This window comes from Pseudomonas gregormendelii, from assembly GCF_017114825.1.
In the GTDB taxonomy this organism is placed as follows: domain Bacteria; phylum Pseudomonadota; class Gammaproteobacteria; order Pseudomonadales; family Pseudomonadaceae; genus Aquipseudomonas; species Aquipseudomonas gregormendelii.
Window position 1 is genome coordinate 54,354 of sequence record NZ_JADEVO010000032.1, and the last position, 23,321, is coordinate 77,674.

Annotated in this window: 24 protein-coding genes; 16 read left to right on the plus strand and 8 right to left on the minus strand. The window is 60.5% G+C overall.

Annotated features, from left to right (window positions below; genetic code table 11):
• Nucleotides 1-4: 4 nt before the first annotated feature.
• Nucleotides 5-529, minus strand: coding sequence for a KdsC family phosphatase (locus tag IMW75_RS20320; RefSeq protein WP_045061450.1), 525 nt, complete (start codon nucleotides 527-529; stop codon nucleotides 5-7).
• Complete coding sequence (locus tag IMW75_RS20325) at nucleotides 529-1,503, minus strand: KpsF/GutQ family sugar-phosphate isomerase (RefSeq protein WP_045061449.1); 975 nt, start codon at nucleotides 1,501-1,503, stop codon at nucleotides 529-531. The genes IMW75_RS20320 and IMW75_RS20325 overlap by 1 nt, the downstream gene beginning before the upstream one ends.
• Before the next feature lie 276 nt (nucleotides 1,504-1,779).
• On the opposite strand from IMW75_RS20325, the gene IMW75_RS20330 reads away from it, so the two are divergent.
• The 10 genes from IMW75_RS20330 (at nucleotide 1,780) to hisC (ending at nucleotide 9,769) form a co-directional block, all read left to right on the plus strand.
• Nucleotides 1,780-2,589 (plus strand): ATP-binding cassette domain-containing protein, encoded by an 810-nt coding sequence (locus tag IMW75_RS20330; RefSeq protein ID WP_045061448.1) that lies wholly within the window; start codon nucleotides 1,780-1,782, stop codon nucleotides 2,587-2,589.
• A complete protein-coding gene (mlaE, locus tag IMW75_RS20335; protein ID WP_045061447.1) occupies nucleotides 2,589-3,386 on the plus strand; it encodes a lipid asymmetry maintenance ABC transporter permease subunit MlaE in 798 nt (265 codons plus the stop codon). Before IMW75_RS20330 ends, mlaE begins: the two co-directional genes overlap by 1 nt.
• Nucleotides 3,386-3,853, plus strand: a complete 468-nt coding sequence (gene mlaD, locus IMW75_RS20340; RefSeq protein ID WP_045061446.1) for an outer membrane lipid asymmetry maintenance protein MlaD — start codon at nucleotides 3,386-3,388, stop codon at nucleotides 3,851-3,853. The genes mlaE and mlaD overlap by 1 nt, the downstream gene beginning before the upstream one ends.
• An 11-nt stretch (nucleotides 3,854-3,864) precedes the next feature.
• A complete protein-coding gene (locus IMW75_RS20345; protein ID WP_045061445.1) occupies nucleotides 3,865-4,518 on the plus strand; it encodes an MlaC/ttg2D family ABC transporter substrate-binding protein in 654 nt (217 codons plus the stop codon).
• Nucleotides 4,515-4,820, plus strand: coding sequence for an STAS domain-containing protein (locus IMW75_RS20350; protein ID WP_045061444.1), 306 nt, complete (start codon nucleotides 4,515-4,517; stop codon nucleotides 4,818-4,820). Before IMW75_RS20345 ends, IMW75_RS20350 begins: the two co-directional genes overlap by 4 nt.
• Nucleotides 4,821-4,933: 113 nt before the next feature.
• A complete protein-coding gene (locus IMW75_RS20355) occupies nucleotides 4,934-5,173 on the plus strand; it encodes a BolA family protein (protein WP_045061443.1) in 240 nt (79 codons plus the stop codon).
• 22 nt (nucleotides 5,174-5,195) lie between these two features.
• Nucleotides 5,196-6,461 carry a UDP-N-acetylglucosamine 1-carboxyvinyltransferase gene (gene murA / locus IMW75_RS20360; RefSeq protein ID WP_205893559.1) on the plus strand — a complete coding sequence of 422 codons (1,266 nt, stop codon included), beginning with the start codon at nucleotides 5,196-5,198 and terminating at the stop codon, nucleotides 6,459-6,461.
• A gap of 166 nt (nucleotides 6,462-6,627) precedes the next feature.
• Nucleotides 6,628-7,263, plus strand: coding sequence for an ATP phosphoribosyltransferase (gene hisG, locus IMW75_RS20365; RefSeq protein WP_007942738.1), 636 nt, complete (start codon nucleotides 6,628-6,630; stop codon nucleotides 7,261-7,263).
• Between the two features lie 125 nt (nucleotides 7,264-7,388).
• Nucleotides 7,389-8,714 (plus strand): histidinol dehydrogenase, encoded by a 1,326-nt coding sequence (gene hisD / locus IMW75_RS20370; protein ID WP_045061441.1) that lies wholly within the window; start codon nucleotides 7,389-7,391, stop codon nucleotides 8,712-8,714.
• Between the two features lie 2 nt (nucleotides 8,715-8,716).
• Nucleotides 8,717-9,769, plus strand: a complete 1,053-nt coding sequence (gene hisC, locus IMW75_RS20375) for a histidinol-phosphate transaminase (protein ID WP_045061440.1) — start codon at nucleotides 8,717-8,719, stop codon at nucleotides 9,767-9,769.
• 122 nt (nucleotides 9,770-9,891) lie between these two features.
• Here the strand turns inward: hisC and algW are convergent, their stop codons facing one another.
• Entirely contained in the window at nucleotides 9,892-11,058 is a 1,167-nt protein-coding gene (gene algW, locus IMW75_RS20380; RefSeq protein ID WP_045061439.1) for a Do family serine endopeptidase AlgW, read from the minus strand.
• A gap of 102 nt (nucleotides 11,059-11,160) precedes the next feature.
• On the opposite strand from algW, the gene IMW75_RS20385 reads away from it, so the two are divergent.
• From IMW75_RS20385 to cysN, 3 genes are all read left to right on the plus strand, one after another.
• Nucleotides 11,161-11,919 (plus strand): Nif3-like dinuclear metal center hexameric protein, encoded by a 759-nt coding sequence (locus IMW75_RS20385; RefSeq protein ID WP_045061438.1) that lies wholly within the window; start codon nucleotides 11,161-11,163, stop codon nucleotides 11,917-11,919.
• Between the two features lie 301 nt (nucleotides 11,920-12,220).
• Entirely contained in the window at nucleotides 12,221-13,138 is a 918-nt protein-coding gene (gene cysD, locus IMW75_RS20390; protein WP_010463281.1) for a sulfate adenylyltransferase subunit CysD, read from the plus strand.
• 9 nt (nucleotides 13,139-13,147) lie between these two features.
• Entirely contained in the window at nucleotides 13,148-15,046 is a 1,899-nt protein-coding gene (gene cysN / locus IMW75_RS20395) for a sulfate adenylyltransferase subunit CysN (protein ID WP_205893560.1), read from the plus strand.
• A 171-nt stretch (nucleotides 15,047-15,217) separates the two neighbouring features.
• On the opposite strand, the gene IMW75_RS20400 is transcribed toward cysN, so the two are convergent.
• From IMW75_RS20400 to IMW75_RS20410, 3 genes are read right to left on the minus strand one after another with little or no spacing between them, the layout of a single operon-like run.
• The gene (locus IMW75_RS20400; protein WP_205893561.1) at nucleotides 15,218-16,123 is read right to left on the minus strand and encodes an acyltransferase; all 906 of its coding nucleotides are present in this window, start codon (nucleotides 16,121-16,123) and stop codon (nucleotides 15,218-15,220) included.
• Nucleotides 16,124-18,223: a phosphate acetyltransferase gene (pta, locus tag IMW75_RS20405; RefSeq protein WP_045061435.1), complete on the minus strand. Its 2,100-nt coding sequence runs from the start codon at nucleotides 18,221-18,223 to the stop codon at nucleotides 16,124-16,126.
• A 57-nt stretch (nucleotides 18,224-18,280) separates the two neighbouring features.
• Complete coding sequence (locus IMW75_RS20410) at nucleotides 18,281-18,619, minus strand: DUF3565 domain-containing protein (protein WP_045061498.1); 339 nt, start codon at nucleotides 18,617-18,619, stop codon at nucleotides 18,281-18,283.
• Here IMW75_RS20410 and IMW75_RS20415 point away from each other — a divergent pair.
• The 3 genes from IMW75_RS20415 (at nucleotide 18,588) to IMW75_RS20425 (ending at nucleotide 20,969) form a co-directional block, all read left to right on the plus strand.
• On the plus strand, nucleotides 18,588-19,073 hold the full coding sequence (locus IMW75_RS20415; RefSeq protein ID WP_045061434.1) for an FKBP-type peptidyl-prolyl cis-trans isomerase: 486 nt from the start codon (nucleotides 18,588-18,590) through the stop codon (nucleotides 19,071-19,073). The genes IMW75_RS20410 and IMW75_RS20415 overlap by 32 nt on opposite strands.
• Before the next feature lie 123 nt (nucleotides 19,074-19,196).
• The gene (locus tag IMW75_RS20420) at nucleotides 19,197-19,679 is read left to right on the plus strand and encodes a glutathione peroxidase (protein ID WP_045061433.1); all 483 of its coding nucleotides are present in this window, start codon (nucleotides 19,197-19,199) and stop codon (nucleotides 19,677-19,679) included.
• Nucleotides 19,680-19,865: 186 nt separating this feature from the next.
• Nucleotides 19,866-20,969, plus strand: a complete 1,104-nt coding sequence (locus IMW75_RS20425) for an NADH:flavin oxidoreductase (protein WP_205893562.1) — start codon at nucleotides 19,866-19,868, stop codon at nucleotides 20,967-20,969.
• Between the two features lie 167 nt (nucleotides 20,970-21,136).
• Here IMW75_RS20425 and IMW75_RS20430 read toward each other — a convergent pair whose 3' ends face one another.
• Nucleotides 21,137-22,336 (minus strand): glycosyltransferase family 4 protein, encoded by a 1,200-nt coding sequence (locus tag IMW75_RS20430; RefSeq protein ID WP_045061431.1) that lies wholly within the window; start codon nucleotides 22,334-22,336, stop codon nucleotides 21,137-21,139.
• 39 nt (nucleotides 22,337-22,375) lie between these two features.
• On the minus strand, nucleotides 22,376-23,128 hold the full coding sequence (gene cysZ / locus IMW75_RS20435) for a sulfate transporter CysZ (RefSeq protein ID WP_045061430.1): 753 nt from the start codon (nucleotides 23,126-23,128) through the stop codon (nucleotides 22,376-22,378).
• Nucleotides 23,129-23,321: the final 193 nt, after the last annotated feature.

The following is a 23,321-nucleotide window of genomic DNA, read 5'->3' on the forward strand; positions in this document are numbered from 1 at the left end:
TGGCTCACAGGTACGCGGCGTTTGCCGCATCGAGGCGGCCCTGGGCGCGCAGGATCAATTCGCAGAACTCGCGGGCAGCACCTTCGCCTCCGCGGGCCTGGGTGATGCCGTCGGCATGTTCACGCACGAAGCTGGCCGCATTGGCCACCGCCATGCCCAGGCCAACGCGGCGTATCACCGGCAGGTCAGGCAAGTCGTCGCCGAGGTAGGCGACTTGCTCATAGCTTAGGCCTAGTTCGCCAAGAAGTTCGTCCAGCACCACCAGTTTGTCTTCGCGCCCCTGGTACAGATGGGGAATGCCGAGGTTTTTCGCCCGACGCTCAACCACCGGGGTCTTGCGACCGCTGATGATAGCGGTCTGAACGCCGGCTGCCATCAACATCTTGATGCCTTGGCCGTCGAGGGTGTTAAAAGTCTTGAATTCACTGCCGTCTTCGAGAAAGTACAGGCGCCCATCAGTGAGCACTCCGTCGACATCAAAGATTGCCAGCTTGATATTCTTGCCACGTTGCAGCAGATCGTTGCTCATTACATGACTCCTGCGCGCAGCAGGTCGGAGAGGTTGAAGGCGCCGATCGGGCGATCCTCATCGTCCACCACTACGAGAGCGTTAATTCGGTTGTCTTCCATGATCTTCAAGGCTTCGGCGGCGAGCATCTCGGCCCGCGCGGTCTTGCCGTGAAGGGTCATGACCTGGTCGATGGTGGCGTGATGAATGTCGATGGCGCGGTCCAGGGTGCGGCGCAAGTCACCGTCGGTGAAGATCCCGGCGAGTTTGCCGTCGGCCTCCAGTATCGCGGTCATGCCCAGGCCCTTGCGAGTCATTTCCATCAGCGCGTCCTTGAGCAGGGTGCCACGCTGGACCCGGGGCAGGGCGTCGCCGGCATGCATGACGTTCTCGACCTTGAGCAGCAGGCGACGACCAAGTGCACCACCCGGGTGGGAAAAAGCGAAATCTTCCGCCGTGAAGCCACGCGCTTCCAGCAGCGCGACGGCCAGTGCGTCGCCCATGACCAGTGCCGCAGTGGTGGACGAGGTGGGCGCCAGGTTCAGCGGGCAGGCTTCATGCTCGACTTGCACGTCGAGATTGACTTCGGCGGCCTTGGCCAGGGTCGAGTCAGGGTTGCCGGTCATGCTGATCAACTGGATGCCCAGGCGCTTGATCAGCGGCAGCAGGGTTACGATTTCAGTGGTCGAGCCGGAGTTGGACAGGGCCAGGATGATGTCGTCCCGGGTAATCATGCCCATGTCGCCGTGGCTGGCTTCGGCCGGGTGGACGAAAAACGCCGTGGTCCCGGTGCTGGCCAGGGTGGCGGCGATCTTGGTGCCGATATGCCCCGATTTTCCCATGCCGACCACGACCACGCGGCCCTTGCTTGCCAGAATCATCTCGCACGCGCGTACGAAATCTGCGTCGATGCGTGGAAGCAAGCCTTGTACGGCTTCCAGTTCGAGACGGATGGTGCGTTGTGCCGATTGAATCAGGTCGCTGGATTGGCTCATGTCGGAAATCGTATAGCCTGATGAAAAGGCGGCGATTATAGCGGTTATGATCGAAACCCTCACGCTAGTTCGTCGTGCTTTGTCATTCCCTGTTACGTAATCCTCTCGCTGGGAGTCTTTTGACCTGTCGTGCAGCTGAACATCGCCCGGCTTTAGCCTTGGGCGCCAAGCCCTTGCAGTGATATAGTTCGCCGCCAGTTCGGCCTGCCCACGGTGAATGTGCTTTCGTCAGAAAGACAGGCGTCCGAGTGTGAGGCTGCATCGCAAGGAGTTTAGATGAGTGCCGATAACGCCTACGCGGTCGAGCTGAAGGGACTGACCTTCAAGCGCGGTGCGCGCAGCATTTTCAATAACGTCGATATCCGTATTCCACGGGGCAAGGTCACCGGCATCATGGGGCCTTCAGGGTGCGGCAAGACCACGCTGTTGCGCCTGATGGGCGCACAGTTGCGGCCGACTGCCGGCGAAGTCTGGGTTAACGGCCAGAACCTGCCGAAGCTGTCTCGAAGCGATCTGTTCGACGCTCGCAAGCATATGGGCGTGCTGTTCCAGAGCGGTGCGCTGTTCACCGACCTCGACGTGTTCGAGAACGTGGCTTTCCCATTGCGTGTGCACACCCAGCTTCCGGAGGAAATGATCCGGGATATCGTCCTGCTCAAGTTGCAGGCCGTAGGCTTGCGCGGCGCGATCGACCTGATGCCCGACGAACTGTCCGGTGGCATGAAGCGGCGTGTCGCGCTCGCGCGGGCCATTGCCCTCGATCCGCAGATCCTCATGTACGACGAGCCCTTTGTCGGGCAGGACCCGATCGCCATGGGTGTGCTGGTGCGCCTGATCCGCCTGCTCAACGATGCGCTGGGTATCACCAGTATTGTGGTTTCCCACGACCTGGCAGAGACCGCGAGCATCGCCGACTACATCTATGTAGTGGGTGAGGCGCAGGTTTTGGGGCAGGGCACGCCGGACGAGCTGATGAACTCGGACGATCCGCGGATCCGCCAGTTCATGACGGGCGAACCTGATGGCCCGGTCGCGTACCACTTTCCAGCGACGGATTACCGCGCAGATCTTCTGGGGAAGCCTTGATGCGCAAGATTTCACTGATAGAACGTGTACGCCGGTTCGGCGCGGCGGCAATCGATGCCGTCGCGGTGTTCGGGCGGGCGACCTTGTTCCTGTTTCATGCCTTGCTCGGCCGTGGCGGCATCGGTGGTGGTTTCGGCCTGCTGATCCGGCAATTGCATTCGGTGGGCGTCATGTCCCTGGTGATCATCGTCGTCTCCGGGGTGTTCATCGGCATGGTGCTGGCGCTGCAGGGTTTCAACATCCTGTCCAGCTACGGCTCGGAGCAGGCGGTCGGGCAGATGGTTGCGCTGACCCTGCTGCGTGAACTGGGGCCGGTAGTCACCGCCTTGCTGTTCGCCGGGCGCGCAGGCTCTGCCCTGACGGCCGAGATTGGCAACATGAAATCCACCGAGCAGTTGTCCAGCCTGGAAATGATTGGTGTCGACCCGCTCAAGTACATCATTGCCCCGCGCCTGTGGGCCGGCTTCATATCCCTGCCAGTGCTGGCGATGATTTTCAGCGTGGTGGGTATCTGGGGCGGTTCATGGGTGGCCGTCGACTGGCTGGGAGTCTATGAAGGTTCCTACTGGTCGAACATGCAGAACAGCGTGACGTTCTCTGAAGATGTGCTCAATGGCATCATCAAGAGTGTCGTCTTCGCCTTCGTCGTGACCTGGATTGCCGTATTCCAAGGCTATGACTGCGAGCCCACTTCCGAGGGTATCAGTCGTGCCACTACCAAGACCGTCGTATACGCCTCGTTGGCGGTGCTCGGCCTGGACTTTATTCTGACCGCCTTGATGTTTGGAGATTTCTGATGCAAAACCGCACCCTGGAAATCGGTGTCGGCCTTTTCTTGCTGGCTGGCATCCTGGCTTTGCTGTTGCTTGCGTTGCGGGTCAGTGGCCTGTCCCCGAGCGCAACAACCGATTCTTATAAACTTTACGCATATTTTGACAATATCGCCGGTTTGACGGTCAGAGCTAAAGTGACCATGGCCGGTGTGACTATCGGCAAGGTCACTGCGATCGATCTGGACCGCGACAGTTTCACCGGCCGGGTGACCATGCAGCTGGACAAGAGCGTCGATAACCTGCCGACGGACTCCACTGCATCTATCCTGACCGCTGGGCTGTTGGGCGAGAAGTACATCGGCGTCAGCGTTGGTGGTGAAGAAACGCTGCTCAAGGATGGCGGGACCATCCACGATACGCAGTCGTCGCTGGTGCTCGAAGACCTGATCGGTAAATTCCTGCTCAACACCGTTAGCAAAGAAGCCAAATGAGGAGTTTTTGAATGATCTCTACCTTGCGACGTGGCCTGTTGGTATTACTCGCGGCTGTGCCGCTGATGGCTAACGCCGTGGCGGCGCCGTCGGCGCACGATCTGGTGCAGGACACCACTACCCGGTTGCTGGCCGATCTGGCTGCCAACAAGGCAAAGTACAAGCAGGACCCTAACGAGTTCTACAACGCCCTGAACGGCATTGTCGGACCGGTGGTCGATGCCGAAGGCATTTCCCGCAGCATCATGACCGTGAAGTATTCGCGCAAGGCCTCGCCTGAGCAGATGCAGCGCTTCCAGGAAAACTTCAAGCGCAGCCTGATGCAGTTTTATGGCAATGCGTTGCTCGAATATAATAACCAGGGCATCACCGTTTCCCCTGCCAAGGATGAAAGCGGTAACCGGACCAGCGTTGACATGCAGGTCAAGGGCAGCAGTGGCTCCATCTATCCTGTGTCCTACACGCTGGAGAAAATCAACGGCGAGTGGAAAGTCCGCAACGTCATCATCAACGGCATCAACATCGGCAAGCTGTTCCGCGATCAGTTCCAGGACTCGATGCAGCGCAATGGCAACGATCTCGACAAGGTGATCAACAACTGGGCCGGCGAAGTTGCCAAGGCCAAGGAAACCACCGAGCAAGCTGCCGAGAAGCAAACCCAATGAGTGAGTCGGCCGTCCAGATGAATGAATCCGGCGAACTGCACCTCAGTGGTACGCTGGATTACCGCAGCGGCCCGGTTCTGCGCAAGCAGGGCCAGGCGCTGATCAAGGCCAGCAAGGCTGCGGCGCTGGTGGTTGACTGTTCGCAGGTGGTTAAGTCCAGCAGTGTCGGCTTGTCGTTGCTGCTGTGCTTCATGCGAGATGCCCAGGCCGCCGGCAAGGCCCTGAGCATCCGCGCGATGCCCGAAGATATGCGCGAAATCGCTCAGGTCAGTGAATTGACCGAGTTATTGGCGCATCCCTAACCGCATCTACAGGGAAGCCCCCCGTCAGAGTCCTGCTTAGCGGGGTTCGCAGGCGCGGGGCTTTTTTGTATGATGTCCGACCCGCGCGCACAAGGCGCCGATTGAGGTTGAGCATGCAGGCCGTAGAAGTGAAGAGCTTCCTTGAAGGAAAGCTGCCAGACACGAAGGTGGAAGTTGAAGGCGAAGGCTGCAATTTCCAGCTGAACCTGATTAGCGATGAACTGGCGGCGTTGAGCCCGGTGAAGCGTCAGCAGCAGGTCTATGCCCATTTGAACCCATGGATCACCGATGGCAGCATCCATGCGGTCACTATGAAATTTTTCAGCAGCGCGGCCTGGGCCGAGCGCACCTGAGCCCAAGGGCGTCGAGATTCTTATGGATAAACTGATTATTACTGGTGGCGTTCGTCTTGATGGCGAAATCCGCATCTCCGGGGCAAAGAACTCCGCCCTGCCGATCCTGGCCGCAACCTTGCTGTGCGATGGCCCGGTTACCGTTGCCAACCTGCCGCACCTGCACGACATCACCACCATGATCGAGCTGTTCGGCCGCATGGGCATCGAGCCGGTGATCGACGAGAAGCTCAGCGTCGAAATCGACCCGCGCACCATCAAGACCCTGATCGCCCCGTACGAACTGGTGAAAACCATGCGTGCGTCGATCCTGGTACTGGGCCCGATGGTTGCCCGTTTCGGCGAAGCCGAAGTTGCGCTGCCTGGCGGTTGCGCCATCGGCTCGCGTCCGGTTGACCTGCACATCCGCGGTCTCGAAGCCATGGGCGCGGTGATCGACGTGGAAGGTGGCTACATCAAGGCCAAGGCGCCTGAAGGTGGCCTGCGCGGCGCACACTTCTTCTTCGACACCGTCAGTGTGACCGGTACCGAGAACATCATGATGGCCGCTGCGCTGGCCAAGGGTCGCAGCGTCCTGCAGAACGCCGCTCGCGAACCTGAAGTCATCGACCTGGCGAACTTCCTGATCGCCATGGGCGCCAAGATTACCGGCGCCGGCACCGACACCATCACCATTGATGGCGTCGACCGCCTGCACCCGGCTACTTACAAGGTAATGCCGGACCGCATCGAAACCGGTACCTACCTGGTTGCTGCTGCTGTTACCGGCGGTCGCGTGAAGGTCAAGGATACCGATCCGACCATCCTTGAAGCGGTGCTTGAGAAACTCAAGGAAGCGGGCGCGGAAATTACCTGCGGCGAAGACTGGATCGAGCTGAACATGCACGGCAAGCGGCCTAAAGCCGTCAACGTGCGTACGGCTCCGTACCCGGCATTCCCGACTGACATGCAGGCGCAGTTCATTTCGCTCAACGCCATTGCCGAAGGCACCGGTGCCGTGATCGAGACGATCTTCGAGAACCGTTTCATGCACGTCTACGAGCTGCACCGCATGGGCGCCAAGATCCAGGTCGAAGGCAACACTGCCATCGTTACTGGCACCGAGAAGCTCAAGGGCGCGCCAGTCATGGCCACCGACCTGCGTGCTTCGGCCAGCCTGGTGATCTCCGCGCTGATTGCTGAAGGCGACACCCTGATCGATCGCATCTACCACATAGACCGTGGTTACGAGTGCATCGAAGAGAAACTGCAGATGCTCGGCGCCAAGATCCGCCGCGTACCGGGCTAGTCCCTGCTGCAGCTGTGGTGAGGGAGCAAACTCCCTCGCCACGGTTTGCTGTTAACTGATTTGTTTCAAATCGAGGCTGATTCTTCGTTATCGGGAATGCCTCGATGTGTGTCCGGCGCCGATTGCGACCGGGCATGAGTACCTTTATTAAGGACTGACGTTTCCCATGTTGACCATTGCATTGTCCAAGGGCCGCATTCTTGATGACACCCTGCCGCTTCTGGCTGAAGCGGGCATCGTGCCGACCGAGAATCCGGACAAGAGCCGCAAGCTGATCATCCCCACGACCCAGCCCGACGTACGTTTGCTGATCGTGCGTGCTACCGATGTGCCGACTTACGTCGAGCATGGTGCCGCTGACCTGGGCGTTGCCGGTAAAGATGTGTTGATGGAATACGGCGGCCAGGGCTTGTACGAGCCACTGGACCTGCGGATTGCACTGTGCAAGCTGATGACTGCTGGCCGTGTTGGTGATGTCGAGCCCAAGGGCCGTCTGCGCGTGGCAACCAAGTTCGTCAACGTTGCCAAGCGTTATTACGCCGAGCAGGGCCGTCAGGTCGATATCATCAAGCTCTACGGCTCGATGGAACTGGCCCCGCTGATCGGTCTGGCGGACAAGATCATCGACGTGGTCGACACCGGTAATACGCTGCGCGCCAATGGCCTGGAACCTCAGGATTTCATTGCCGACATCAGCTCCCGGCTGATCGTCAACAAAGCTTCGATGAAAATGCAGCACGCCCGTATCCAGGCGTTGATCGACACCCTGCGCAAGGCAGTGGAGTCTCGACACCGCGGCTGATTCACCTGCGCGACCTTGAGTCGCGCCCGTCTATCCGCCTCATAGCCAGAATCTCAGGTGCCCAAGCGGAAACGACTGCTAAGTTAGGGCGCCTGAGTTTTTGCCATTCCTATGAGGCTCTCGCTATGACCGCACCGACTGCAATTCGCCGACTCAACGCTGCTGACCCGGATTTTGCGCATCATCTGGATCATCTGCTGAGCTGGGAAAGTGTGTCTGACGACTCGGTCAATCAGCGGGTGCTGGACATCATCAAAGCCGTGCGCGAGCGTGGCGACGCCGCCCTGGTGGAGTTCACCCAGAAGTTCGACGGCCTGGAAGTGGCCTCGATGGCCGACTTGATCCTGCCGCGCGAGCGCCTGGAACTGGCGCTCACGCGTATCACCATCGCTCAGCGCGAAGCCCTGGAAAAAGCAGCTACCCGGGTGCGCAGCTACCACGAGAAACAGAAGCAGGACTCCTGGAGCTATACCGAGGCCGATGGCACCGTGTTGGGCCAGAAGGTTACTCCGCTGGACCGGGCTGGCCTGTACGTGCCGGGCGGCAAGGCGTCGTATCCGTCTTCGGTACTGATGAATGCCATTCCCGCCAAGGTGGCTGGCGTGACCGAAGTGGTCATGGTGGTACCCACCCCGCGTGGCGAGCTCAATGAGCTGGTGCTGGCGGCGGCGTGCATCGCCGGCGTGGACCGGGTGTTCACCATTGGCGGGGCCCAGGCCGTTGCCGCACTGGCCTATGGCACCGAGAGCGTGCCGAAGGTCGACAAGGTCGTCGGCCCTGGCAACATCTATGTCGCCACCGCCAAGCGCCACGTGTTCGGCCAGGTCGGTATCGACATGATTGCCGGCCCTTCGGAGATCCTCGTGGTGTGCGACGGCCAGACCGATCCGGACTGGATCGCCATGGACCTGTTTTCCCAGGCCGAGCACGACGAAGACGCCCAGGCGATTCTGGTCAGCCCTGACGCCGAATTCCTCGACAAGGTGGCCGCGAGCATTAACAAACTGATGCCGACCATGGAGCGTGCCGAGATCATCGAAACCTCGATCAATGGCCGTGGCGCCCTGATTCTGGTCGAGGACATGAACCAGGCCATCGAAGTGGCCAACCGCATCGCCCCGGAACACCTGGAGCTATCGGTGGCTGATCCACAGGCCTGGCTGCCATTGATTCGTCACGCGGGTGCGATCTTCATGGGTCGTCACACCTCCGAGGCCCTGGGCGATTACTGCGCAGGCCCCAACCACGTGTTGCCGACTTCCGGCACCGCGCGGTTCTCCTCGCCGTTGGGTGTGTACGATTTCCAGAAACGCTCCTCGATCATCTTCTGCTCCGAGCAGGGTGCTTCCGAACTGGGCAAAACGGCCTCCGTGCTGGCCCGTGGCGAGTCGCTGACCGCCCACGCGCGCAGTGCCGAATACCGCATCGTCGACGATCAGAAGGGGAAATGAACATGAGTAAATTCTGGAGCCCCTTCGTCAAGGACCTGGTGCCTTACGTGCCGGGCGAGCAGCCCAAGCTGACCAAGCTGGTGAAACTCAACACCAATGAAAACCCGTACGGTCCTTCGCCCAAGGCCCTGGCGGCGATGCAAACCGAATTGAATGACAACCTGCGTCTGTACCCGGACCCGAACAGCGATGTGCTCAAGCAAGCCGTTGCCCGTTACTACGCAGTGCAGGCCAACCAGGTGTTCCTGGGCAACGGTTCCGATGAAGTCCTGGCGCACATTTTCCATGGCTTGCTGCAGCACGATAAGCCGCTGCTGTTCCCGGACATCAGCTACAGCTTCTATCCGGTGTATTGCGGGCTATACGGCATCAAGTTCGATGCGGTGCCGCTGGATGAACAGTTTCAGATCAATCCGGCGGACTATGCCAGGCCGAACGGCGGGGTCATCTTTCCGAACCCGAACGCGCCCACCGGTTGCCTGCTGGCACTGGATGCAGTGGAGCAAATTCTCAAGGCCAGTCCGGATTCGGTGGTGGTGGTGGATGAGGCGTACATCGACTTCGGCGGTGAGACCGCGATCACTTTGGTGGATCGTTATCCGAACCTGCTGGTGACCCAGACCCTGTCCAAATCCCGGTCGCTGGCAGGCTTGCGGGTAGGTTTGGCGGTAGGCCATCCGGACCTGATCGAGGCACTGGAGCGAATCAAAAACAGCTTCAACTCCTATCCGCTGGATCGCCTGGCGAATGTCGGGGGGGCGGCGGCGTTCGAGGATCGCGATTACTTCGACAAGACTTGCCGGTTGGTCATCGAGCACCGTGAGTGGGTCGTCGCGCAATTGGAAGGCAAGGGGTTTGAAGTGTTGCCGTCGGCAGCCAACTTCATTTTCGCCCGTCATCCGCAGCACGACGCAGCGGGCCTGGCAGCCAAGTTACGCGAACAAGGCGTGATCGTCCGGCACTTCAAGCAGGAGCGCATTGCGCAGTTCCTGCGGATCTCCATCGGTACGCCGGAGCAGAACCAGGCGCTGATCGACGGCCTCGGCAACCTTTAAGCCATCCCCCGATCCTGTGGGAGCGAGCCTGCTCGCGATAGCGGCTTGACAGTCAACGATGATGTTGAACGTTATGCCCTCATCGCGAGCAGGCTCGCTCCCACAGTGTTGTGTGCTGCTGCTTACTCTTCTTCTTTCTCTTTGACCGGGGCCGGTGCCGGTGGTGGACGCAGACCGATTTCGGCGGTGAGCTTGATCTCTTTGCCGTTGCGCATCACTTGAATGGTCACCTTGTCCGTCGGCTTGATCCGCGCCACCTGGTTCATGGAGCGACGGCCGTCGCCGGCTGGTTCGCCGTCGATCGCGAGAATTACGTCGCCCAGTTGCAGGCCGGCTTTCTGCGCCGGGCCATCGCGGAAAATCCCTGCGACCACGATACCCGGGCGCCCCGACAGGCCAAATGACTCGGCCAGTTCCTGGGTCAGGGGCTGTACTTCGATGCCGAGCCAGCCGCGAATTACCTGGCCGTGTTCGATGATCGACTTCATCACTTCCATCGCCAGTTTGACCGGGATGGCGAAGCCGATGCCCTGGGAGCCGCCGGACTTGGAGAAGATCGCCGTGTTGATTCCGGTCAGGTTGCCGTTGGCATCGACCAGCGCGCCGCCGGAGTTGCCGGGGTTGATCGCGGCGTCGGTCTGAATGAAGTCTTCGTAGTTGTTCAGGCCCAGCTGGTTACGGCCAGTGGCGCTGATGATGCCCATGGTCACGGTCTGGCCGACACCGAATGGGTTGCCGATGGCCAGGGCGACGTCGCCGATGCGGATATTGTCAGAGCGCCCGACGGTGATCGACGGGAGGTTCTTGAGGTCGATCTTCAATACCGCGAGATCGGTTTCCGGATCGCTGCCAATCACCCGGGCCAGGGTTTCCCGGCCATCCTTCAGGGCCACGACAATCTGGTCGGCACCGCTGGTGACGTGGTTGTTGGTCAGCAGATAGCCTTCGGGACTCATGATCACGCCCGAACCCAGGCTCGATTCCATGCGTTTCTGCTTGGGCGAGTTGTCGCCGAAGAACCGGCGGAACTGCGGGTCCTCGAACAGCGGGTGGTTCGGTTTGTTGATGACTTTGGTGGTGTAGAGGTTGACCACCGATGGCGCGGCCGTGGTCACCGCGTCGGCATAGGACACCGGACCTTGCTGCACGCTGGTGGTTTGCGGGGCTTGCTGCAGATTCACATCGAGGCTTGGAAGCCCGACCCATTGCGGGTAGCGCTGGATGATCAACAGAGCGATAAGCACGCCGGCCAACAGCGGCCAGCCGGAAAAACGCAGCGCCTTGAGCATTAAGCACGTCCTGAAAGGTTGCAGGCGGTATGAGACCGCCCATAATGACGCGCATTATACGAGGCCGCGCGCGCCTCTGAACGGGATATTTAGGAGTCTTTTATGGCCGTCGCCCTGAGCACCCTGGTCGAAGAAGCTGACCGTTACCTGAACAGCGCCAGGATTGCCGATTATTGCCCCAATGGGTTGCAGGTCGAAGGTCGACCGCAGGTGATGCGTATCGTCAGTGGCGTCACCGCGAGCCAGGCGCTGCTGGACGCGGCGGTCGAAGCCCAGGCCGACCTGGTGCTGGTGCATCACGGTTATTTCTGGAAGGGCGAGAACCCCTGCGTCACCGGCATGAAGCAGCGTCGGCTGAAAACCCTGCTCAAGCACGACATCAGCCTGTTGGCGTATCACCTGCCACTGGACCTGCACCCGGATGTCGGCAACAACGTCCAGCTTGCCCGTCAGCTGGACATCACCGTGGAAGGCCCGCTGGATCCGGACAACCTGAAGATTGTCGGCCTGGTCGGCTCCCTCAGCGAGCCGATGACACCCCGGGATTTCGCCCGTCGAGTGCAGGAAGTCATGGGGCGCGAGCCGTTGCTGATCGAAGGCAGCGAGATGATCCGCCGTGTCGGCTGGTGCACCGGCGGCGGCCAGGGCTACATCGACCAGGCGGTGCTGGCCGGCGTTGACCTGTACCTCAGTGGCGAAGCGTCCGAGCAGACCTTCCACAGCGCCCGGGAAAACGACATCAGCTTTATCGCCGCCGGCCACCATGCCACCGAGCGTTACGGCGTGCAGGCCCTGGGCGACTACCTGGCGCGACGCTTTGCGCTGGAACACATCTTCATCGATTGCCCCAACCCGATCTGATTGAACCCCATGCCTTGCGCTGGAGCTGCCAAAGGCTGCGATCCCCCGAGCCTTGCGTAGGAGCTGCCGAAGGCTGCGATCTTTTGATCTTAAAAAATCACAATCAAAAGATCGCAGCCTTCGGCAGCTCCTACAGGGGTGGTGTGCCAATCAGCCAGGCGTGGTGGTGGCCAAACGCGGGGGTATATTCATATACCCTTTCGATCTAGCCAGCGTCCTGATTAGAAGAGGTCGCTGTGCTAGGATTCCCCGCTCGAACACGGCCCGCTGGCCGTCCATAAGATCGTTTTCGTGAGTAGCCATGGTCGACAAACTGACGCATCTGAAACAGCTGGAGGCCGAAAGCATCCACATCATCCGCGAGGTCGCCGCCGAGTTCGATAACCCGGTGATGCTGTACTCCGTCGGTAAAGACTCCGCCGTGATGCTGCACCTTGCGCGCAAGGCATTCTTCCCGGGCAAGCTGCCGTTCCCGGTCATGCACGTGGACACCCGGTGGAAGTTCAAGGAGATGTACGCGTTCCGCGACCGCATGGTCGAAGAACTCGGCCTCGACCTGCTGGTGCACGTGAACCCCGATGGCGTCGCGCAGGGCATCAACCCGCTGACCCACGGCAGCGCCAAGCACACCGACATCATGAAGACCGAAGGCCTCAAGCAGGCCCTCGACAAATACGGCTTCGACGCCGCCTTCGGTGGTGCCCGTCGCGATGAAGAAAAATCCCGCGCCAAAGAGCGCGTGTATTCCTTCCGCGATACCAAGCACCGTTGGGACCCGAAAAACCAGCGCCCGGAGCTGTGGAACGTCTATAACGGCAACGTCAACAAAGGCGAATCCATTCGTGTGTTCCCGTTGTCGAACTGGACCGAACTGGACATCTGGCAGTACATCTACCTCGAAGGCATCCCGATTGTGCCGCTGTATTTCGCCGCCGAGCGCGACGTCATCGAGATGAATGGCACCTGGATCATGATCGACGACGAACGCCTGCTCAATCACCTGAGCGACGAAGACAAGGCGCGCATCGTCAAGAAGAAAGTCCGTTTCCGCACACTGGGTGACTACCCGCTGACCGGCGCGGTCGAGTCCGAGGCCACCAGCCTGACCGACATCATTCAGGAAATGCTCCTGACGCGAACTTCCGAACGCCAGGGCCGGGTCATCGACCACGATGGCGCAGGCTCGATGGAAGAAAAGAAACGTCAGGGTTATTTCTAAGGGGTTGTCATGTCGCACGTATCTGATTTGATCAGCGAGGACATCCTCGCCTACCTGGGCCAGCACGAACGCAAGGAAATGCTGCGCTTCCTGACCTGTGGCAACGTCGACGACGGCAAGAGCACCCTGATCGGGCGCCTGCTGCACGACTCCAAGATGATCTACGAAGATCACCTGGAAGCCATCACCCGCGACTCGAAAAAAGTTGGCACCACCGGCGAAGACATCGACCTGGCGTTGCTGGTCGACGGCCTGCAGGCCGAGCGTGAGCAAGGCATCACCATCGATGTCGCCTACCGCTATTTCTCTACCGCCAAGCGCAAATTCATCATCGCCGATACCCCGGGCCATGAGCAGTACACGCGCAACATGGCCACCGGTGCGTCCACCTGTGACCTGGCGATCATCCTGGTTGATGCCCGTTACGGCGTGCAGACCCAGACCCGTCGCCACAGCTTCATCGCCTCGTTACTGGGCATCAAGCACATCGTGGTCGCCATCAACAAGATGGACCTCAATGGCTTCGACGAAAGCGTGTTCGAGTCGATCAAGGCCGATTACCTGAAGTTTGCCGAAGGTATCGCCTTCAAACCGACCACCATGGCCTTCGTGCCGATGTCCGCTCTCAAGGGCGACAACGTGGTGAACAAATCCGAGCGTTCGCCGTGGTACACCGGCCAGTCGCTGATGGAGATCCTGGAAACCGTCGAGATCGCCAACGACCGCAACTACACCGACCTGCGTTTCCCGGTGCAGTACGTCAACCGTCCCAACCTGAACTTCCGTGGTTTCGCCGGCACCCTGGCCAGCGGCGTCGTGCACAAGGGCGATGAAGTCGTTGTGCTGCCGTCGGGCAAGAGCAGCCGTGTGAAATCCATCGTCACCTTCGAGGGTGAACTGGAGCACGCCGGTCCTGGTCAGGCGGTAACGCTGACCATGGAAGACGAGATCGACATCTCCCGCGGTGACCTGCTGGTGCACGCCGACAACCTGCCGCAAGTCTCTGACGCGTTCGACGCCATGCTGGTGTGGATGGCGGAAGAGCCGATGCTGCCGGGCAAGAAATACGACATCAAGCGCGCCACCACTTACGTGCCGGGTTCGATCACCAGCATCGTTAACCGTGTTGACGTGAACACCCTGGAAGAAGGACCTGCCAGCTCGTTGCAACTGAACGAGATCGGTCGGGTCAAGGTCAGCCTCGACGCGGAGATCGCGCTGGACGGTTACGCCAGCAACCGCACCACGGGTTCGTTCATCGTCATCGACCGCCTGACCAATGGCACTGTCGCCGCCGGCATGATCATCGCCCAGCCGTTGGCTCATGGCAGCAGCACGCACCACGGCAAACTGGCTCACGTGGCCACCGAAGAACGCGCCCAGCGCTTCGGCCAGCTACCGGCAACCGTGTTGTTCAGCGGGCTGTCGGGCGCGGGCAAAAGCACCCTGGCCTACGCGGTTGAACGCAAGTTGTTCGACATGGGCCGTGCGGTGTTCGTACTGGATGGCCAGAACCTGCGTCACGACCTGAACAAGGGTCTGCCACAGGATCGCGCCGGACGCACCGAGAACTGGCGCCGTGCCGCACACGTTGCGCGTCAGTTCAACGAAGCCGGCCTGCTGACCCTCGCCGCATTCGTCGCACCGAGCGCCGAAGGCCGCGAACAGGCCAAGGACCTGATCGGCAAGGAGCGCCTGCTGACGGTCTACGTCCAGGCCTCGCCAGCGGTCTGTGCCGAGCGTGACCCGCAAGGCCTGTACGCCGCGGCAGGTGACAACATCCCGGGTGAATCCTTCCCGTACGACGTGCCGCTGGATGCCGACCTGGTAGTCGATACCCAGTCCCTGTCGCTGGAAGAAAGCGTCAAGCAGGTGCTGGATCTGCTGCGTCAGCGTGGCGCGATCTAAGCGTTAGCCGTTAATAAAAAACCCGCCGATGAGTGATCATCCGGCGGGTTTTTTGTTTCGGGTCAACTCGGTCAACTGTGGGAGCCAGCCCGCTGGCGATTGCGGTGTTTCAGTCAACCCATCTGCTGAATGTGAATCCGCTATCGCCAGCAGGCTGGCTCCCACAGGAGATCAGTGTTTGGCTGGATATTTGCGATGCATCTGCTCCAACAGTGCATCCTTGTCTTCCCATAGCTGATTGATCCAGCCCTGGAACTGCAACCGGTACTCCCCATCCTGCTCATAATTCTTGCCGATGAACTCCGGTGGAATTTTCAACTCCTGGAAGTGCACCACCACATCCTGCACGTTCCCGCACAACAGATCCCAATACCCCGGACGCCCGCCCGGATAGTGAATGGTCACGTTGACGATCGACTCCAGCTGCTCACCCATCGCGTCCAGCACAAACGCAATGCCGCCGGCCTTGGGTTTGAGCAGGTATTTGAAGGGTGATTTCTGCTGTGCGTGTTTACCTTCGGTGAAGCGCGTGCCTTCGGCGAAGTTGAACATGCCTACCGGGTAGTTGCGAAATTTCGCGCAGGTCTTGCGGGTGGTTTCCAGGTCTTTGCCTTTCTTCTCCGGGTGCTTTTCCAGGTAGGCCTTGGAGTAGCGCTTCATGAACGGGAAGCCCAGGGCCCACCATGCCAGGCCGATCACCGGGACCCAGATCAGCTCCTGCTTGAGAAAGAACTTCAGCGGCTGGATGCGGCGGTTGAGCACGTACTGCAGCACCATGATGTCGACCCAGCTCTGGTGGTTGCTGGTGATCAGGTAGGAGTGCTGATAGTCCAGGCCTTCCAGGCCGCTGAGGTGCCAGCGGGTGCGGCAGACCAGGTTCATCCAGGCCTTGTTGTTGCTGATCCAGGCTTCATGGGTATGGCTCATCAGCCAGCGCGTGAAGCGCTGGGTGATGGCGAAGGGCAGCACCTTGAAGATCGCCACGCAGAACAGGAACGAGCACAGCAGGATGGTATTGAGCGCCAGCAATAGCGAGGCGATCACGCCGCGCACGGCGGCAGGCAGGAAACCCGGCATTTAAAGATCCATAGGTCGGTTGGCGGCTTGGATCGCGGTCAACGCGATGGTGTAGACGATGTCGTCGACCTGCGCGCCGCGCGGCAGGTCGTTCACCGGTTTGCGCAGGCCTTGCAGCATCGGCCCGAGGCTGACGCAGTCGGCGCTGCGCTGCACGGCTTTGTGTGTGGTGTTGCCGGTGTTCAGGTCGGGAAACACGAACACCGTGGCGCGACCGGCAACCTGGCTGTTCGGCGCCAGTTGCCGGGCCACGGTTTCGTTGGCGGCAGCGTCGTACTGCAGGGGGCCGTCGATCAGCAGCGAGTTCTGCTGTTCGTGGGCGAGCAATGTCGCTTCGCGGACTTTCTCGACTTCTTCACCGCTGGCGGATTCGCCGCTGGAATAGCTGATCATCGCCACCCGCGGAGTGATGCCGAAAGCCGCCGCCGAGTCGGCACTTTGCAGAGCGATCTCGGCCAGTTCGCTGGCGCTCGGGTGCGGGTTCATCACGCAGTCGCCGTAGACCAGCACCTCTTCCGGAAACAACATGAAGAACACCGATGACACCAGGGTGCAGCCCGGCGCGGTCTTGATCAGCTGCAGGGCCGGGCGGATGGTGTTGGCGGTGGAGTGGATGACCCCGGACACCAGCCCGTCGACCTCGTCCAGCGCCAGCATCATGGTGCCGATCACCACGGTGTCTTCCAGTTGCTGCTCGGCCATCGGCGCGTTGAGGCTTTTGCTTTTACGCAGCGCGACCATCGGCTCGACATAGCGCTCGCGGATCAGGTCCGGGTCGAGAATTTCCAGCCCCGGCGGCAGCTCGATATCGTGCGCACGGGCCACGGCTTCGACGTCTGCGGGCTTGGCCAGGAGCACGCAACGGGCGATGCCGCGGGCCTGGCAGATGGCCGCCGCCTGTACGGTCAACGGCTCGCTGCCCTCAGGCAATACGATGCGCTTGTTGGCGGCCTGGGCGCGCTGGATCAGTTGATAGCGGAACACTGCCGGCGACAGGCGCATTTCCCGCGGAGTACCGCAGCGCTGGTGCAGCCAGTTGGCGTCGAGGTGGCTGGCGACGAAGTCGGTGATGATCTCCGCGCGCTCGCGGTCGTCGATCGGGATCTCCTTGTTCAGGCCGTTCAACTGGTTGGCAGTGTCGTATGAACCGGTGCTCACCGACAGCACGGGCAGGCCGGCCTGCAAGGCGCCGCGGCACAAGTCCATGATGCGCGGGTCGGGCAGGGTGTCGCTGGTCAGCAGCAGGCCGGCCAGCGGTACGCCGTTCATGGCGGCGAGGCTGACGGCGAGGATGATGTCATCGCGGTCGCCCGGGGTGACCACCAGCACGCCGGGCTTGAGCAGCTCGACAGTGTTGCGCATGGTACGCGCGCAGATGATGATTTTGCTCATGCGCCGGGTTTCGTAATCCCCGGCGTTGAGAATCTGCGCGCCCATCAGGTCGGCGACGTCGCGGGTGCGGGGGGCGTTGAGTTCCGGCTGGAACGGGATGCACCCGAGCAGTTTGAAATCACCGCTGCGCAGCAATGGCGAGTGTTCCTTCAGGCGTGAGGCGAAGACTTCCATGCTTTCATCGGTCTTGACCTTGTTGAGGATCACGCCGAGGACTTTCGGGTCCTTGGGGCCACCAAACAACTGCGCCTGCAATTCCACACGGCCGGACAGTTCGGTGAGCACTTCGTTTTCCGGCGCCGAGACCAGGATCACGTCGGCGTCCAGGCTCTTGGCCAGGTGCAGATTGACTCGCGCAGCGTAGCTGGCACTGCGGGTCGGGACCATGCCTTCGACGATCAGCACGTCCTTGCCGATCGCTGCCTGTTGATAGAGCGTGATGATTTCTTCGAGCAGCTCATCGAGCTGACCGTCGCCCAGCATGCGTTCGACGTGGGCCAGGCCCAGCGGCTGGGGCGGTTTGAGGCCATGGGTGCGCGCCACCAGTTCGGTGGAGCGTTCAGGCCCGGTGTCGCCCGGGTGCGGTTGGGCGATCGGTTTGAAAAAGCCGACTTTGAGACCGGCTCGCTCAAGGGTACGCACCAGCCCGAGGCTGATGGAGGTCAGACCCACACCAAAATCGGTGGGCGCGATAAAAAAAGTTTGCATGCGGATTCTCTAAGGGAGCGCAGGGGTGACCTTCTATTTTTGGAGGTCTACCGACATTCAGTCGCCAAGGTTATCGCTAACCGGGCCTTGTGCGCACCAACCGCAAGCAAAGGGCTGGCCTATTTTTTCAATGCGCTGCGCCGGGTCCATGACCCAGGCCCGGGATTGCCATGGCGGCTGGTGGCGCAGGTGCTGGGTGTGGCCGCAGGAAAGCTCGGCAACCCAGTGCCCGTCCTCGTCCTGGTGGAAACCTGTGACCCTGGAGTCCTGCATCGTCATCCGTCTGTCCGGGTTGTGTTCGCTTTCGGGCGATTGCTTCGCTAAACTTGGCCTTTCTATATTCTTCTGCAAAAGGTCTCGCCCCATGCTGATCGCCGCCAATAAGGCTGTCTCCATCGACTATACCCTGACCAACGACGCTGGTGAGGTCATCGACAGCTCCGCCGGCGGCGCGCCGCTGGTTTACCTGCAAGGCGCAGGCAATATCATTCCAGGCCTGGAAAAAGCCCTGGAAGGCAAGGCAGTTGGTGATGAACTGACCGTTGCCGTTGAACCTGAAGACGCTTACGGCGAGTACGCTGCCGAACTGGTCAGCACCCTGAGCCGCAGCATGTTCGAAGGCGTCGACGAACTGGAAGTGGGCATGCAGTTCCACGCTTCCGCTCCGGACGGCCAGATGCAGATCGTCACCATTCGCGATCTGGACGGCGACGACGTGACTGTCGACGGCAACCACCCGTTGGCCGGTCAGCGCCTGAATTTCCAGGTCAAGATCATCGACATCCGTGACGCCAGCCAGGAAGAAGTTGCCCATGGTCACGTCCATGGCGAAGGTGGTCATCACCACTGATTTTCTGCGCTAAGCTCAGAGAACTGGAGAGGCGCCCGAGGGCGCCTTTTTTAGTCCGCGGTTGTCCATGGCAGCGCCGCCAGGTAGCTGTTTCGAGAAGAACACGGGAATTTGGAGTTCGTCATGAGCGCTTTTCACGACCTTAAATTGACAGCCCTGGATGGTCAGGAGCTACCGCTGGCGCCTTTCAAAGGGCGCGTCGTGCTGGTGGTGAACGTTGCCTCCAAATGTGGCCTGACTCCGCAATACGCGGCGCTGGAAAACCTTTACCAGCAGTACAAGGACAAAGGTTTCAGTGTGCTCGGGCTGCCGTGCAACCAGTTTGCCGGGCAGGAACCGGGGACTGAGCAGGAGATCCAGGAATTCTGCAGCCTGAACTATGGCGTGACGTTTCCGTTGTCCAGCAAGCTGGAAGTGAACGGGCACGATCGTCATCAGTTGTATCGCCTGCTGGCGGGCGAGGGGGCAGAGTTTCCAGGGGACATCACCTGGAACTTCGAGAAATTTCTGCTGGGCAAGGACGGCCGCGTGCTGGCGCGGTTCTCGCCGCGCACGGCGCCGGATGATGCTTCTGTGATCCAGGCGATCGAGAAAGCGCTGAGCTGAAAAAGAAAGATCAAAAGATCGCAGCCGGCGGCAGCTCCTACGGGTGTTCACATTCCCTGTAGGAGCTGCCGAAGGCTGCGATCTTTCGTTTCTGATCATAAATCACTTAAATCAATAATGCTGTTCAGCCCTCGATGTTCTCCATATTATGGCTGTCATAAAGCCTATCCCCCGTGGAGCGTCCTCATGCCCGTCAAAGCCCTGTTCAAACCGTTCCACCTCGGCACTCTCCAATTGCCGACCCGCGTTGTCATGGCGCCGATGACTCGTTCGTTCTCCCCAGGTGGCGTGCCCAATTCCAAAGTGATCGAGTACTACCGTCGACGTGCTGCCGCCGGCGTTGGCCTGATCATTACCGAAGGCACCACGGTCGATCACAAGGCCTCCAATGGCTACCCGAACGTGCCGCACTTCTATGGTGAGGCTGCATTGGCCGGCTGGAAGAAAGTGGTCGATGCGGTGCACGCCGAAGGCGGCAAGATCGTGCCTCAGCTGTGGCATGTCGGCAGTGTGCGGCGCACCGGCACCGAGCCGGACGCCAGCGTGCCGGGCTACGGTCCCTCGGAAAAGCTGAAGGACGGTCAGGTCGTGGTTCACGGCATGAGCAAACAGGACATCCAGGAAGTCATCGCCGCATTTGCCCAGGCGGCCAAGGATGCACAAAGCATTGGCATGGACGGCGTGGAAATCCACGGGGCCCACGGCTATCTGGTCGATCAGTTCTTCTGGGAGGGCAGCAACCAGCGCACCGACGAGTACGGTGGCAGCCTGGCCAATCGTTCGCGCTTTGCCATCGAATTGATTCAAGCGGTGCGTGCCGCGGTCGGTGAAGGCTTCCCGATCATCTTCCGCTTCTCCCAGTGGAAGCAGCAGGACTACACCGCCCGCCTGGTGCAGACCCCGCAAGCGCTGGGTGAATTCCTCCAGCCGCTGTCCGACGCCGGCGTGGATATTTTCCACTGCTCGACGCGCCGTTTCTGGGAGCCGGAGTTCGACGGTTCCGAACTGAACCTGGCAGGCTGGGCTCGCAAACTCACTGGCAAACCGACCATCACCGTGGGCAGCGTGGGCCTGGATGGCGAGTTCCTGCAATTCATGGTCAACACCGACAAGATCGCCCAGCCTGCCAGCCTGGAAAAACTGCTGGAACGCTTGAACAACGATGAGTTCGACCTGGTGGCGGTGGGGCGCGCGTTGCTGGTGGATCCGGACTGGGCGCAGAAAGTGCGCGATGGGCGTGAGGAAGATATCCTGCCGTTCAGCCGTGAGGCGTTGATGACGCTGGTTTAAGCGTCAACTGGGAAGTCCCCATCGCCAGCAGGCTGGCTCCCACAGGTTTTGTGTACACCGCAGACCCCTGTGAACCAGCAGGCTGGCTTTAACAGGTTTTGAGTACACCGCAGACCCCTTGTGGGAGCCAGCCTGCTGGCGATGACTGACTCAATGTCACCCTGGGCTCAGGGTGAGGTTGGTGCATTTGGCACCACGTGCTCCCCCTCACAAGCCCCCCGCAACTGCCCCTCAAACTGCTCGATAATCGCCGGCCAGCCCTGGCGACTGGCATGCTGCCTGGCGTTCAGACGCACGCAGCGCAACGTCTCGCGCTCCTCCAGCAACCATGCCGCCGCATCGCAAAACGCATCTTCATCCCCAGGCATCGCCAGCACACCGTTATAGCCATGGCGAATATGCTGGGCCGCCGCAGCTTGATCGTACGCCACCACGCCCAGGCCCGAAGCCAGCGCTTCCAGTACTACATTGCCGAAGGTCTCGGTCATGCTCGGAAACAGAAACACATCCCCCGATGCATAGTGACTGGCCAGGACTTCCCCTCGCTGGGCACCGCAGAAGATCGCATGTGGAAGTTCCTTTTCGAGCGCAGCCCGTTGCGGGCCGTCACCGATCACGATCAATTTCAGATTCTTCTGTGGATAACTCGCCTTCAACGTGTCGAAACATCGCTTGAGCAGGCCCAGGTTTTTCTCCGGCGCCAGGCGACCGACATGGATCACCGCGATGTCGCGCTCGGCCAGGCCCCACTGTTCACGCAGCGCCGGCAAACGCCGGGTCGGATGAAACAACTGGCTGTCGACCCCGCGGGACAGCAACGCCAACCGCTCGAAATGCCGACGCTCCAGCTCCATGCGCTGACTCACACTGGGCACCAGCGTCAGGCTCGAACGGTTGTGAAACCAGCGCAGGTAGTGAGTCAGCAGGCGGGTCAGCAGGCCGAAGCCATACTGGCTGGAGTACTGCTGGAAATTGGTGTGAAACCCGCTGACCACCGCAATGCCCAGGCGGCGTGCAGCGCGCAGCGCGGACAACCCCAGCGGTCCTTCCGTAGCGATGTAGAGCACATCCGGGCGATGGTGCTGCCAGCGCCGCAGCAACTTGTGCATCGACGACTGCCCCCACTGCAACCCTGGATAACCCGGTAGCGGCCAGCCCCGGCACAGCAGCAACTCATCGTCGCCAACCATTTGCTGGTCGCCATTCTGGCGCGGCCGCACCAGCTCCACGCGATGCCCGCGCGCGCGCAAGCCGTCGCACAAACGGCCAAGGGTGTTGGCCACGCCGTTGATTTCGGGAGGGAAGGTTTCGGTGATCAGGGTGATATGCAGAGCTGTCGTCATGACCCCAGTGTCGGCTGGGGCCATGTCGTCGGTGTGACGGAGAAATGATGGATTTGTGAACAGTCAGCGCTGGGTCACCAGGTTTTCCGCGCCACGTTCACGCACCCAGAACAACGTTGCGCCCGCGACGGCCGCCGGCATCATCAGGATATTGACCACCGGAATCAGCAGCACCAGGTAAACGCTCCCGCCAAAACTCATGCTCTGCCAGCGCTTTTCGCGCAGCCAGGCAAGCATCTCGTTCCAGCCCAGCTTGTGGTTATCCGCCGGATAGTCGATGTACTGGATCGCCATCATCCACACCCCGAAAAGCAGCCACAGCGGCGCGGCGATGATGTTGACCACCGGGATGAACGACAGGATGAACAGCCCAAGCGCCCGGGGCAGGAAGTAGCCAAGCTTGCGCATTTCCCGGGCCAGGGTGCGCGGGATCATGGCGATCAGCTCACCCCAGCTGAAAGCGGGGAAGTCGTCGGTGCCGCGCACCACCACTTCAACTTTTTCCGCGAGGAAGCCATTGAAGGGGGCCGCGATGATATTGGCCAGCATGGTGAAGGTGAAAAACACCATTAACACCACCAGCACGACAAAAATCGGCCACAGGATGTAACTGAGAAAACTCAGCCACTCGGGTAGGGACGGCATCAGCGTATCAACCCACAGGCTGAACTGATGGCTGGCCAGGTAGATCAATCCGACGAACAGTATCAAGTTGATCATCAGCGGCAACAGCACGAACAAACGCAGGCCGGGGCTCAGGACCAGCTTGAGGCCTTCACGCAGGTATTGCGGGCCAGAGAGAACGGGGGCGGGCATAAGGGGCTCCGAGCTAGGGGAAACGCGCCGACCTTACCGGCTTTGCCCGGGTGGCGAAAGCGCCGTGTTGTAGTGGTCAACTAATCCCGGACACGACGTTAAGTTTTTCCTCGGCCCGCGCTGGTGCCAACCCCTCGTTGAATTGGTGAGGCCGAATCCAGTTGTAGCGATGCATCAAAAAATGGCTGATATC

Bases quoted from the DNA above. Each gene is read 5' to 3' on its own strand.
- IMW75_RS20430 (WP_045061431.1), bottom strand. From the start codon at position 22,336: ATGGCCCCAGCCGACACTGGGGTCATGACGACAGCTCTGCATATCACC.
- hisG (WP_007942738.1), top strand. From the start codon at position 6,628: ATGTTGACCATTGCATTGTCCAAGGGCCGCATTCTTGATGACACCCTG.
- IMW75_RS20330 (WP_045061448.1), top strand. From the start codon at position 1,780: ATGAGTGCCGATAACGCCTACGCGGTCGAGCTGAAGGGACTGACCTTC.
- cysZ (WP_045061430.1), bottom strand. From the start codon at position 23,128: ATGCCCGCCCCCGTTCTCTCTGGCCCGCAATACCTGCGTGAAGGCCTC.
- IMW75_RS20415 (WP_045061434.1), top strand. From the start codon at position 18,588: ATGCTGATCGCCGCCAATAAGGCTGTCTCCATCGACTATACCCTGACC.
- cysD (WP_010463281.1), top strand. From the start codon at position 12,221: ATGGTCGACAAACTGACGCATCTGAAACAGCTGGAGGCCGAAAGCATC.
- IMW75_RS20420 (WP_045061433.1), top strand. From the start codon at position 19,197: ATGAGCGCTTTTCACGACCTTAAATTGACAGCCCTGGATGGTCAGGAG.
- mlaE (WP_045061447.1), top strand. From the start codon at position 2,589: ATGCGCAAGATTTCACTGATAGAACGTGTACGCCGGTTCGGCGCGGCG.
- hisC (WP_045061440.1), top strand. From the start codon at position 8,717: ATGAGTAAATTCTGGAGCCCCTTCGTCAAGGACCTGGTGCCTTACGTG.
- IMW75_RS20425 (WP_205893562.1), top strand. From the start codon at position 19,866: ATGCCCGTCAAAGCCCTGTTCAAACCGTTCCACCTCGGCACTCTCCAA.
- murA (WP_205893559.1), top strand. From the start codon at position 5,196: ATGGATAAACTGATTATTACTGGTGGCGTTCGTCTTGATGGCGAAATC.
- IMW75_RS20325 (WP_045061449.1), bottom strand. From the start codon at position 1,503: ATGAGCCAATCCAGCGACCTGATTCAATCGGCACAACGCACCATCCGT.
- IMW75_RS20410 (WP_045061498.1), bottom strand. From the start codon at position 18,619: ATGGAGACAGCCTTATTGGCGGCGATCAGCATGGGGCGAGACCTTTTG.
- IMW75_RS20400 (WP_205893561.1), bottom strand. From the start codon at position 16,123: ATGCCGGGTTTCCTGCCTGCCGCCGTGCGCGGCGTGATCGCCTCGCTA.
- hisD (WP_045061441.1), top strand. From the start codon at position 7,389: ATGACCGCACCGACTGCAATTCGCCGACTCAACGCTGCTGACCCGGAT.
- IMW75_RS20355 (WP_045061443.1), top strand. From the start codon at position 4,934: ATGCAGGCCGTAGAAGTGAAGAGCTTCCTTGAAGGAAAGCTGCCAGAC.
- IMW75_RS20345 (WP_045061445.1), top strand. From the start codon at position 3,865: ATGATCTCTACCTTGCGACGTGGCCTGTTGGTATTACTCGCGGCTGTG.
- algW (WP_045061439.1), bottom strand. From the start codon at position 11,058: ATGCTCAAGGCGCTGCGTTTTTCCGGCTGGCCGCTGTTGGCCGGCGTG.
- IMW75_RS20385 (WP_045061438.1), top strand. From the start codon at position 11,161: ATGGCCGTCGCCCTGAGCACCCTGGTCGAAGAAGCTGACCGTTACCTG.
- cysN (WP_205893560.1), top strand. From the start codon at position 13,148: ATGTCGCACGTATCTGATTTGATCAGCGAGGACATCCTCGCCTACCTG.
- mlaD (WP_045061446.1), top strand. From the start codon at position 3,386: ATGCAAAACCGCACCCTGGAAATCGGTGTCGGCCTTTTCTTGCTGGCT.
- IMW75_RS20320 (WP_045061450.1), bottom strand. From the start codon at position 529: ATGAGCAACGATCTGCTGCAACGTGGCAAGAATATCAAGCTGGCAATC.
- pta (WP_045061435.1), bottom strand. From the start codon at position 18,223: ATGCAAACTTTTTTTATCGCGCCCACCGATTTTGGTGTGGGTCTGACC.
- IMW75_RS20350 (WP_045061444.1), top strand. From the start codon at position 4,515: ATGAGTGAGTCGGCCGTCCAGATGAATGAATCCGGCGAACTGCACCTC.